7 protein-coding genes are annotated in these 12,339 nt (G+C 36.7%); all 7 read right to left on the bottom strand.

Going from position 1 to position 12,339, the window contains the following annotated elements:
* Positions 1-5,291: beta strand repeat-containing protein (locus ACKVOD_RS07160; RefSeq protein WP_409208783.1), on the bottom strand; the 5,291-nt coding region annotated here is incomplete at its 3' end.
* 643 nt (positions 5,292-5,934) lie between these two features.
* The gene (locus tag ACKVOD_RS07155) at positions 5,935-6,936 is read right to left on the bottom strand and encodes a substrate-binding domain-containing protein (RefSeq protein WP_409208784.1); all 1,002 of its coding nucleotides are present in this window, start codon (positions 6,934-6,936) and stop codon (positions 5,935-5,937) included.
* A gap of 363 nt (positions 6,937-7,299) precedes the next feature.
* Positions 7,300-8,175 carry an alpha/beta hydrolase family esterase gene (locus tag ACKVOD_RS07150; protein WP_409208782.1) on the bottom strand — a complete coding sequence of 292 codons (876 nt, stop codon included), beginning with the start codon at positions 8,173-8,175 and terminating at the stop codon, positions 7,300-7,302.
* A gap of 124 nt (positions 8,176-8,299) precedes the next feature.
* Complete coding sequence (gene fbp / locus ACKVOD_RS07145; RefSeq protein ID WP_409208781.1) at positions 8,300-9,319, bottom strand: class 1 fructose-bisphosphatase; 1,020 nt, start codon at positions 9,317-9,319, stop codon at positions 8,300-8,302.
* Positions 9,320-9,384: 65 nt separating this feature from the next.
* Entirely contained in the window at positions 9,385-10,557 is a 1,173-nt protein-coding gene (locus tag ACKVOD_RS07140) for a DUF4861 family protein (protein WP_409208780.1), read from the bottom strand.
* Positions 10,558-10,560: 3 nt separating this feature from the next.
* Positions 10,561-11,352 carry a gluconate 5-dehydrogenase gene (locus ACKVOD_RS07135; protein WP_409208779.1) on the bottom strand — a complete coding sequence of 264 codons (792 nt, stop codon included), beginning with the start codon at positions 11,350-11,352 and terminating at the stop codon, positions 10,561-10,563.
* An 18-nt stretch (positions 11,353-11,370) separates the two neighbouring features.
* Positions 11,371-12,210, bottom strand: a complete 840-nt coding sequence (gene kduI / locus ACKVOD_RS07130) for a 5-dehydro-4-deoxy-D-glucuronate isomerase (RefSeq protein WP_409208778.1) — start codon at positions 12,208-12,210, stop codon at positions 11,371-11,373.
* Positions 12,211-12,339 lie beyond the last annotated feature (129 nt).

The following is a 12,339-nucleotide window of genomic DNA, read 5'->3' as shown; positions in this document are numbered from 1 at the left end:
TAGTAGGTTACAGCTGTAACAAATTTAGTGGTGGAAACTAATTGAGTTGTTGTAACATTATCCTTGTAGAATTTTAAACTTGTAGTTCCCGTTACACTAGCAACTGTAGCTCCTTTACATAAATTTAAAGGACTTGTTGGGATAACCGTAGCACTAATTGTCAAATTCAACGTAGCTGTATTACATCCTGTAACTACTGTTGCGGTAGCACTAGCTGTATAGGTTAAGCCATTACCTCCATTAACTGTAGCCCATGTGTAAGAACCTCCATTTTGTGATAGTGTAACACTTCCTGTTGTAGTCAATGGATTAACAGTCAAATTCAACGTTGCTGTGTTACAACCAACTGTATGAGTAAGTCCTGTTTGAGCAGTTGTATAATCCGTGTTATTTGCATCCCAGTGGTAGGTACCTCCAGCACAAATTGATGTAGTTACACTTCCTGTTGTAGTCAATGGGGTAATGGATAAATTCAAAGTAGCCGTGTTGCAACCAGAAACTACCGTAACTCCCGTTTGAGCAGTTGTATAATCCGTGTTATTTGCATCCCAGTGGTAGCTATCTCCAGCACAAATTGATGTAGTTACACTTCCTGTTGTAGTAAGTGAAGCACATTCGCCTATAGCGAAATCTCCAAAACCTGTAATACCAGTTGCTGTAGCAGCAGTCGTAGTAGCAGTTCCTGAAGGAGTTAAAATAGACCAAGCAGAACCGCTATACAAATGTGCTAAATAATTAGCCGGTGTAGTACCCGCGTCATTGTCAGCATTTGCATAAGCGAAAGCGGCATTATACGAACCAAAACCAGCTAAAGCATCGTTGGTCAAGGTCCAAGTTCTATTTACACTTTTTGTAGCATCAATACCTGAACCTGCAACACTAGCATGATCACCTGTATTTACTCTAGCGGTTAATCCTCCCGTAGCTGTTGTATTTCCTATGAAAGTTAATGCTAAAGGCGTATAATTAGTAGCATCTCCAATTGTGTAAGTAAATGAAGGTCTATCACCTGAAACCGTTGCTTTTTTCAAGTTACCTATTACCCATCCTGTTCCAGAACCAGCTCCCGTAATACTTCCGGAATTTGCTATAGTAACCGTTTTAGTTCCTGTAGTTTGAGGAACTGTAGAGTAAACATTAATTACACCTACTGTAGTAGTCAAGTTAGCGCCATTATTTGCAATTAATTGACCTGAAACAAGGTTCAATACTCCATTTACCGTAATATCGGTATCAGGAACATAATCAGTAACAGTAACACCTCCAGCATTTACAGCTTGTACTGCTCCCGGAAGATAGACTCCTAAAGGATTACTGATGGTTAAGTTATTGATACCTGCGGTAGCCGAAATATTAAGAGCAATATTAGTATCTGTACCACTAACAAAAGCAGTTCCCATATTAATAGCATTTGCCGCATCATTTTTGGCAAAAATATAATTCACGTTTGGTTCAAAAGTACGTCCCGAAGCCGCAGTATTCTTGATACTTCCAATTGTAGATGTGGGTGATAAAGCATCCATATAACCGATTCCTTTACTAGAAGTAATAACTAAGGTAGAACCTGTTCTTGCAATAAAATAACCAGAACCAGAGGTAGTAAATGTACCTGAACCTATTGTAGCAGATGTTACATTACCATCTCCCCATAATAACTTACCAGTAGCGGTAACTTCTAATGTTCCAGGCGTTTGAATTTTTAAATTATTTGCTAAAGTAACTCCCGCCGCATTAGAAACGGTTACATTTCCTGTCATTGTAACTGTCGTTGAAGACAATCCAGGTAAGGCGGTCGTGTTTTGAGCTACTGTTCCATCATAAAAATAATTCGCTGCAGTATTTAATGTTGTAGTTGTAGTAATAGCAGTTGCTATAGAGGCATTGTTTCCTAATTTCAAGGAAGCCCCTGAACTTAATACAAAACTACCCGCTCCTGAAACTACATGACCTGCTAAATTAATAGTACCAGTACTAGCCACAGTAATTGATTTTCCTAAACTTACTGAAAAGTCAGCTCCTACAGTAACCTCATTTGCTGCAGAAACAGTAATGTTATTTGTACTTGTAGGCGCAACAGTTGCATTAAACCATGAAACACCGTCATTAAATTCCCAGTTGCTTGCACTTGATGTACTTGCAGTTCCTTTTGATCTGAAATTAGCATATCCTTCTGGAATAAGAAAAGTGTAAGAAATCAAATTCGATTTTGCCGATGTAGCATAGCTCGTAAGAAGACCTCCTGAATTAGTAGTGTTTGTTCCTGTAGCTACTACATCATAATAATAGATTCCCCCTGTTGTTAAACCCGTAACCGCAACCGAAGTAGCGGCTGGACCAACAGCACTTGCAGTGGCAACAGAAGTCAACAATTGGCCTTTAACTAGTACGTTATCGATACGGCTAGTTCCACTAGTAGTTGTCATTTCTGTACCATCTACTCTAGTGAAAGAAGTTTGCAACCATCGCAAAACTACATTAGCGTTATTATCGCATTCAGCTGGTAAAGCAATACCACTAACCTGAGTATTCCATGTAGATGCAACTAATGTTACTGTTGTTAAGTCAGTAAAAGTACCTGATGCACCAGTGCTGCTGTATTGCACTTTGAAATCTCTAGTTCCGTCAGCAGCTGAGTACTGCTGAGAAGATATTTTAATGTTTTTATATCCTGTTGTATTAGCGTCAACTTGCCAGTATTTGTCTGGAGTAGCTTTAGTTTTAGTAACCGTTAAAGCCGTCACAGTACCTGCAGTAAATGTATCTGTAGATGTAACGTTAATCGAAGTAGCATCTATAATGGATACTATGGTCATTGTTCCGAGGCCTAAATCTCCAGTTCCAGCTGTAGCAGTAAGTGGTTGTCCTGCACTTAAACCAGAAGTTGAACTCATTGCTGAAATTATTGCTGTATATGGTCCTGAACCCGCTACTGTTTCAATTGTAGCAGTAGCAAAAACCGAAGTACTTATTGGATAATAACTTGCTCCTCTAGCAGAGAATCCAGAACTTCCTGTTCCTGATCCTGCAGCGGTAGAGCCAGATGAGCCTGTGTTTATAGTACCATTACTCTGAGTTAATTGACTCGTAGTAGTATTAGTAGTAGTAATATCGGCTGTTAAAGTACTTGCCTCTGCCACTGTAGCAGGAATAGTCCAACCTACCAGTGTACTTTCTGCTCCCAAATTATAAACCGTAGCTGTATATCCCGTAGGGCTATATCCAGTAGCACTCTCTGCAACAGCATCCCAGTTTGTTGTAAAACCTGTCCCTGAAGTATTAGATCCTGCATTAGCAACCGGTGCTGTTAATTGCACGGATGTTTTTCCAGTAACAATTGAGGCAGCAGAATAATTATAAGCAGCATCAAAGGTAAATACTCTATAATAATAATTTTTTTCTGCTAGTAAACCCGATTGATTTAGGGTTAAATTATTTCCTGTGTAAACTACCGTTCCGTTTTTAGCGGTTGTAACAGGATCTGTAACAGGAGGTGTTCCAGTGGCAATAGTTTTCACGGTCACAAGATCATAGACTACTCCTGTAACAGGATTAGAATCTGCTTCTGGAGTACCCGTATAACGCACCACTAAATACCCTCCACCTTCAGTTCCGTTAGAAGCGGCAACCCAGTTTACGGTCAAGCTAGAAGTGGTTTGATTGGTTATCGTAGCTACACCTGGATTTCCAGGAGGAGTAATATCTACTACGTTAGCTGGTGTTTCTGAAGCAGAAGATTCACCAGAATAATTACGATTAGAATCAAATGCATATACTTTATAATAATATTTAGTACCTGTAGTTAATCCCGTATCCGAAGCATTTGTTGCAGTTCCTATAGAAACAACCGTTCCTGTCATTGGAGAAGCTCCAGTACTAAAGGTAGATCCAGTAGTATAAGCTACATTTTGAACCGGATCATTGTCAGCAGCAGGAGCACTTGTATAGCGCACCACTAAATATCCTGTAAAATCAGCATTGGCAGCATCAGCAGACGCAACCCAACTTAATCCTAAAGAATTTGCTGCTATATTAGGCACGGTTAAAGTACCCGGATTAGCAGGAGGTGTAAGATCAAGAATAGTAATTACTACTTTTCCAGCTCCACCAGCACCACCAGTACCAGAATAAGCGGCACCAGAACCACCTCCAGCTACTCCACCAGCTACTCCATTAAAAGTACCACCAGCAGCAGTTGCTATTGAATTTGAAGCACCATTACCAGCACCCGTGCCACCTGTACCACCAGAATAACTAGTGCTTGCAGCACTAGGTAGTGTGCCATTGCCTCCATTTCCTGAAGACCCAGCACCACCACCACCAGTTCCACTTGAATTACCTGCTGTGGATGCCACATAATATCCAGCAGTACCCGAACCCCCTTTATAGGTGGTAAAAGTACCCGTTCCATTTACATTAGTGGTCACAAATGGATTTATATAAGCTGTTGCTGCCCCTTGTAAAGTAAAGGTTCCACCAGAAATTGTAACTGTAGGTGCAGTTGTATAACCAGAACCCACATTAACAAATTTAACATAACCAAAAGTAGCATTTGTAGAAGCCGTTGCGGCAACACCAGCATAAGTAAGTACTGCAGTACCATTACCGTTATTAACAGAAGTTGAAGTACCCGTTGGAGCAATAGTACCAGCACCAGCACCCGAAGAAATCGAAGTTACCGTGTATAAGTTTGCACCAGAAAAAACTTGTTCATTTAATACATAAGTAGCACCAGAAACCCATTGTTTACCAATAACTATTGTTGGAGCAGCTGTGTATGCACCAGCGGTAATTACAATAGCCGAAAGATTACCTCCCGCATTTGTACCACCCCAACCACTTGTATAAGCTGCTGTGCCTAATTGTCCACCTGTTCCTCCTGAAACGGACAGTAAAGTTAGAGTTCCAGTTTGATCGACAAAAGAAGTAGTTCCGCCAATTCCTCCATAACCAAGTGCAGATGTCGATGCTCCAGCAATACCTCCCGCTCCAATATTCACATTATAAGTATGACCTGGAATTACAGTAACTGCAGTTTGTTTGGCGTAGTTTCCACCAGCACCACCACCACCTACATATATTTTAGTATTAGATGATGCACCACCACCACCACCACCACCACTCCAGGTTTCCACCTGAACGGAGGTTACACCAGCTGGACATAGCCATGTGGTAGAAGTTGTTGCGGAGAGGCTCTGAACGTTTTGTCCCCATCCCATGTTAATACCTAACAACAGCAAACAGCTGAAGGAAAGGAATTTCAGTAACTTAATACTGTGTAATTGTTTTTTCATAATAAAAGTGTTTGGTTAAAAATAAATAATTAAGTAATAGTTTTTTTGTTAGCTCTTGTTACTCTTTCGTACCGTTACGATGTATCGGAAAAATTCCCTCAATCGAAATAGTTAAGACAAAAATAAGAGTCTAACAATACAAATTAACGCATGTATTTCAATAAAAAAGTCCGTATTTAGGGGTTCAATTGTACGGAAAAAAGGGTTTTAAGGGTTGATTTGGGTAAAAAAAGAAAATTTTTGTTGGTTTTAGATTTAAAAAATAAAATCGTAACTATTTATATATCAATACTTTGTACTATATTTAAAATTTAAAAAACATTGAAACGGGAGTTTTCGTAAGAATATATACCGCAAATGCGGTATATATTTCATTTCACCAAACATTATGGTTTTTCGTAGCAACACAATAAAAAATGGTTCTACTGGAAATGTCATGAAAATACATTTTTTTTGAACCATTAAGGAAGTTAAGTAAACGACAAAACTTAATTACCTTATTTTTCTTAATGGTTTAAATTTTTGCCACTTCTGTTCGACATACGATGCCTAATGCGAACTGCAGGAAAATTGGTACTGATGGTAAGTTTGAAGCACTTTCTGCTATTTACGGATTGTTTAGACAAGTATTGCCTTTTATTTATTACATATTTTCTTTTACTATAATTTCCAATGGCATAAAATGAAAGTTATTTACAGATTCTTTTAAAACCACTTTTTTGTACAAATATCCAATTCCCATATGTCCTTGGTCTTCCGGTTTTTGATGTATCAAAAAGTCAATGACACCATCATTTAAATACTCCAAGTTTTGTTTTAATAGTTCATAACCAACGATTCTAATGCCTTTTATGTTATTTTCTTTAATGAATTTTGCTACAATATAGACCCTTGAATTGGGGATGAAAACACAATCTATACCATCAAACATATTTTTTGTTAATTGGTTTTCAATATCATATTTTATGTTAATTTCAGTAAAATTAAATTTTGGCAGACCTTGCTTTTCTTTAAAAAAGGCATAAAAACCCTTGATTCGTTGCAAAAAAACATTCGTTCTAGAAGTGCTTTCCACATTTTGATTTATAATCAATATCAAAACATTACTATCATTTTTGATGCCATAACTTATTAGTTTTCCACCTAAATAGCCACTTTGATAGGAATCTTGACCAATATAAGCAACTCCTTCAATTTCTGGAATATTGGAATCAATCATTACAATTGGAGTGTCATTTTTCTTATATTCATTTAAAAAAGAAACAGATTCCTCATAAAATATAGGGGCAAACAACAATCCGTCATAATCGAGTTTTAAAACTTTATTAGCTGTTTTTTTAAAAGAAGTGATGTTGTAATCAAAAAAGAAATAGTCAACTGAGACTCCAAAATTAGCTAATTCTACGGCTGCTTTAGATATTCCAATAATAGGGGCTTGCCAATATTCTATATTTTCGTTTTTTGGAAGAAAAACGGCAAATTTGAATTTCTTGTTGTAAGCTAAATTACTAGCGAAAATATTTTTTTTATAGCCATATTCTTTAATAATAGCATTCACTCTTTCTATATTCTCTTCCGTTACCTGACCACGATTATGAATAATTCTATCTACCGTTCCAACGGAAACGTTAGCAATTTGGGCTATTTTTTTGATTGTTATGATGGCGATGAGTATTAGTTATGTGTTTAATTAGAAACCGCACTTTAGTATTAGACTTAACCCGTTGGGTGCAATTATTAAAAACTAATTGCGCCCAACGGGTTAAACTTACATATTTTTCACGATAGTGTCACTTTTATTGGGAATTGAATACAATTTAAAACTACGATTCTATAAAACTAGATTACAAATTTTTATTTGTATTTCCAAATTATTTAAAAAAAACACAATAACTACTCAAACTAGTATTTACTTAATTTTACTTTATACATAAATTCTTCTATTTTTTTTCCACCATAGTAGAATTAAGACAAAAAAAAGGAGCTCTCTTATGCAAAGAAATGACCCTTAATTTATCCTAATCTGTCTTTTAAAAAAGCTCCAGCTTTCAAGATAAACATCAATATCCTTAGGATTGTTATGTTCTCCATTTATCACTTTTAAGAGCGTAACTTCTGGCTTCCCTTTTTGTTTGTAGGTATATTTTTCAATTGTTTTACCGTCTGTTGGGTCAGTATCCGGCAAGGTATCCATTGTGGGTTCGCCTTTGTATCCGTCCAGAGTTGCCCAATAACGAAAAGTTTCGTCCGTTGAACGAACCAATCCTTTGTTTTTGGCAGAAACTCCTCCATTGTAGGGGTTCGTTGGATCGTTTGTACCATTAATAATCATTACCGGAATTGGCATTCTCTTTTCAATACAATCCATATTGCTTGCAACTGGAAGATTTGCAACAATAGCTGTGATGCCTTTGATTTTTTCAGGCATAGTCATTGCTAATTTATAAGCCATATGTCCCCCACCCGATGTTCCTACGACAAATATTTTTTTAGGATTTATTTTATAATTTTCAATACAATAATCAATCATTTGGCTAAAAAAAGCGTTCTCGTCAATATTTTCAACATTAGCTGCTGCGGGAGTCATTTTTCGGCATTCATTCCAATTTTTCTTGTATCCATCAGGAAATACCAACAGAATATGTTCGCTTTCCGCCAATGCCAATAATTTAGTGGTGCTTTTAATTGATTTAATACCATTGCCACCAGAACCGTGCAAAACGAAAATTAAACTGGCTTTAGTATTATTTACCGATGGCTTATTGAAATGGAAACTGCGGTAATGCCCGTCTATCAATAAAGAATCGTTTATAACTTGTGATTTGGAACTTATAAAGAACAAAAGGGTTACAATTAGTAAGTATGATTTAAAATTATTTTTCATTTGGTTTGGTTTTTTATCAGAAAATAGTACTTATAAATTCTAAAAGATAGTATGACATGAGCTTTGAGTAGTGATAACAACTATACAAAAATGATTTCAAAAAAAAACACAATGTTGACTCAAACTAGTATTTGCTTAATTTTGCTTTATACATAAATTCTTCTATTTTTTCCACCATATTATAACTCCCACAAAAGAAAGGAGCTCTTTCGTGCAAAGCCGTGGGTGCAATTTCCATAATCCTGCAAAAACCATCAGAAGCTTTGCCACCGGCTTGTTCGACTATAAATGCCATCGGGTTGCATTCATACAACAATCGTAATTTTCCTTTGGGTGCCTTTGAACTCGTTGGATACAAATAAACTCCGCCTTTTATCATATTTCTATGAATATCTGAAACCAAACTTCCTATATATCTTGAAGTATAAGGCCTGTTTTCTTCTTCTAATTGGCAATATTTGAGATAATCTTTAACTCCTTGCGGAAAATGAACATAATTCCCCTCGTTTACGGAATAAATGGATCCATCAACCGGAAATTTCATTTTGGGATGCGACAAGTAAAAGGTACCAATAGCAGGATTTAAAGTAAACCCATTGACACCATTTCCTGTAGTATAAACCAGCATAGTCGAAGTCCCATAAATGACATAGCCTGCCGCAACTTGGTTAATTCCCGGTTGCAAAAAATCATCAAGAGTCACAGGGGTTCCCTCTGGAGTTACTCTTCTATAAACTGAAAAAATGGTTCCCACCGAAACATTCACGTCTATATTTGACGATCCGTCTAAGGGATCCATCAAAACCACATACTTACTACTATTGCTGTTATCACTCCCTTGAACAGTGATGAAATCATCATTTTCTTCCGAAGCAATCCCACATACAATTTCGCGATTGATTAGGGTTTGAATAAAAATCTCGTTGGCATATACATCTAATTTTTGTTGGTCTTCCCCTTGTATATTTTTCTCACCAACAGCTCCAATAATATCAACTAATCCGGCTTTGTTGACTTTATAACTGACCACTTTTGCCGCTAACCGAATGGAATTGAATATACGAGATAATTCACCTGAGGAATACTGAAAATCATTTTGATTTTCTATAATAAATTCGCCAAGCGTTTGGTTGCTTTTGTCCATATACAGTTTTTTTTGTTTGATTAATGTTGGATACAATGAAAACTGTTGCGTTTAAATGTGCATTTCTATTTGATTTTGACTTTAAGTGGATGGTTAATTTTATTGGCAAACTGCCCTAAATATTTTTCCCAAGATTTTTTTGTGGTAAATTCACCTTGTTTTTTCCAACCAAAACCAGCATAATAAACCAGCTTATCGTGTTTTACCTTTAAGGTTACATAAAGGTTACATAAATCTTTATTGGGGTTAAGATATTTCTCAAAATGTTTTCCTGTATTCTTTGGGAAAACAATTCCTGTCCCCAATTCTGAGTCCTCAAGAGGCTGCCAATAATCAATCCACCCTTCTTTTAGATTTCCTTCTGTTGTTCCATCATTCTCATGCAAAGTTATTCCTGCTGAAAGCGACTTGGTTCCTGAAACTGAAATTTCAAATTTGGAAAGGAAGTTTCCATAATCTAAACTGATATGTTTCACCTCGGTTATTTTGTTACCGGCGGCATCCCAATCGGCATAAGTTAAAATAAAACTAGTACGAATTGGTCCTGTTGTTATGGTTTTCCATTTAGTAAAGTTTTTGGACACATAATAAAGACTATCCATCTTTACCGCAATACCTCCAATTCCTCTACTACCTCCAACATGAAAATTATCTAGTCCTTCGCCAGTATCTTTATGATAAGTTCCTGAACCATTGGTATACTTTTCATACCATTTATTGATAATAGGATACTCCACTCTTTTCAACCAAGCATCAATTCCGCTCGTAAGCGTTCCTCCTTTTACCTTGTCTTCAGTCATTTTTTGGGCAACTGGCCCGTAAGTTCTAAAAGCCACTTTGTTGTTTTCCCAAGCATAATCATCAGTTCTTTCGGGTACAAAACGCGAATAGCAATAATCGATGGATTCTTTGGCTTTAGCATCCGTATTTAAAACAACCTCAAACTTTTTATTCGATGCTGCTTTTAGTGTTGGTTGAAATAAAATTACATCCGAAATTCCATCTCCATTTTCATCAACACATTGAGAAACTAAAAATTTAGAAGTGCCAATTTCCCTAATCCCATATTTTTCCAATACATCGGTACTTTTAAAACCCAATGCTGCTTTGGATAATTCGATAGTTTCAAATTCTCTGTCGACATTTAATTCATTGGAAATTGTTATGATTTTGGCTTTTTGAGAATAGGAAAGTAATGTGGCGAAAAAAAATAAGAGTAGTACTTTCTTCGTTTTCATTTCTTAGATTTCATTAGAAGGTTTCCCAATCGTAGCCAGAATTCCTCCATCAACATAAAGAATGTGACCGTTTACAAAATCACTGGCTTTTGAAGATAAAAAGATGGCAGCACCTTGCAAATCTTCAGGCTCACCCCAACGGGCAGCTGGTGTTCTACTTATTATAAAATCGTTAAATGGGTGACCATCCACTCTAATGGGTGCCGTTTGAGTAGTTGCAAAATAACCTGGACCAATTCCGTTAGTTTGAATGTTAAATTTAGCCCATTCGGTAGCCATATTTTTAGTAAGCATTTTCAATCCACCTTTTGCAGCAGCATAAGCACTAACAGAATCTCTTCCTAGTTCGCTCATCATCGAACAAATGTTGATAATTTTTCCGCCTCCTCGTTGAATCATTCCTTTGGCAACATTTTTGGAAACAATAAACGGACTAATTAAATCAACAGTGATTACTGCTGTAAAATCTTCGACAGTCATATCAACAATAGGCGTTCTTTTGATGATACCTGCGTTGTTAATCAAAATGTCAATAGGACCAACTTCAGCTTCAATCTTTGCAATATTTTCAATTACGGCTTTCTCGTCGCATACATTAAAAACATATCCATAGGCTTCAAGCCCAACCGATTTGTATTCTGCTACAGCTTTATCAAGGGCTTCTTGTGAAATATCATTGACTACAATTTTGGCACCTGCCTGCCCAAGTCCTTTAGCCATAGCCATTCCCAGACCGTGAACTCCTCCTGTAATAAGTGCTGTTTTTCCCGTTAAATCAAAAAGGTTAATCGACATAATTTTATTTTTTTATAGTTATCTTAATTCATTTATTTTGCAAACATCCATATCGCCGTAGTCCAAGTTCTCTCCGGCCATTCCCCAAATAAAGGTGTAATTGCTGGTTCCTGAACCTGAATGGATGGACCAAGGTGGTGAAATAACCGCTTGGTGATTGTTCATCCATATATGTCTTGTTTCTTGTGGTTCCCCCATAAAGTGGCACACGGCTTGATTTTCTGGGATATCTAAATAGAAATACACTTCCATTCTGCGATCGTGAACGTGAGCGGGCATAGTGTTCCAAACACTTCCCGGTTTTAATTCGGTCATTCCCATTTGTAATTGACAAGTAGTCACAATTCCGCCAATAATCATTTGATTTACCGTGCGGTGATTGGCGGTTTCCATGGTACCCAGTTCCAATTTTTTGGCTTCTGCTAAACTCACTTTTTTGGTAGGATAATTAGTGTGCGCTGGAGCTGAATTAATGTAAAATTTAGCTGGATTTTTGACATCATGGCTTTTAAAGATGACTTCTGCATTTCCACTTCCGATATAGAGTGCGTCCTTGAATCCTAATTCATAAGTAGTTCCTTCGACTACAACAGCACCATTTCCTCCAACATTGATAATACCCATTTCTCTCCGGTCCAAAAAATTGGGCATTTTAAGAACATCAATAGTTTCAAGTTTAAGAGGGGTTAATGGCACTGCAGAACCTGCAATGTATCGGTCATAATGCGAATAAGTAAGGGTGATTTTACCTTCTTCCATTAGATTATCAATCAAGAATTCGGATCTTAATTGTGCTGTATCGTATAGCTTTACCGCTTTAGGGCTGGAAGCATATCGAGATTCATAAGATGTTGACATTGTTTTAATTTTTATTATTGTAGTTTAAAAGACTAATCATTTTTTTGAAACTAATCTCTTTAAGTGACTTAAATTATTTTGCAAAAGTATAAAAGAGGTTTCTATTATGATGAAAAATAAATACATTAT

It is taken from the genome of Flavobacterium sp. (genome assembly GCF_046155325.1).
Lineage (GTDB): Bacteria > Bacteroidota > Bacteroidia > Flavobacteriales > Flavobacteriaceae > Flavobacterium.
This window is presented reverse-complemented; position numbering and strand designations above follow the sequence as displayed.

Excerpts from the sequence above, each read along its gene's own strand:
- ACKVOD_RS07135 (WP_409208779.1), bottom strand. The coding sequence starts at position 11,352 with ATGTCGATTAACCTTTTTGATTTAACGGGAAAAACAGCACTTATTACA.
- fbp (WP_409208781.1), bottom strand. The coding sequence starts at position 9,319 with ATGGACAAAAGCAACCAAACGCTTGGCGAATTTATTATAGAAAATCAA.
- kduI (WP_409208778.1), bottom strand. The coding sequence starts at position 12,210 with ATGTCAACATCTTATGAATCTCGATATGCTTCCAGCCCTAAAGCGGTA.
- ACKVOD_RS07150 (WP_409208782.1), bottom strand. The coding sequence starts at position 8,175 with ATGAAAAATAATTTTAAATCATACTTACTAATTGTAACCCTTTTGTTC.
- ACKVOD_RS07140 (WP_409208780.1), bottom strand. The coding sequence starts at position 10,557 with ATGAAAACGAAGAAAGTACTACTCTTATTTTTTTTCGCCACATTACTT.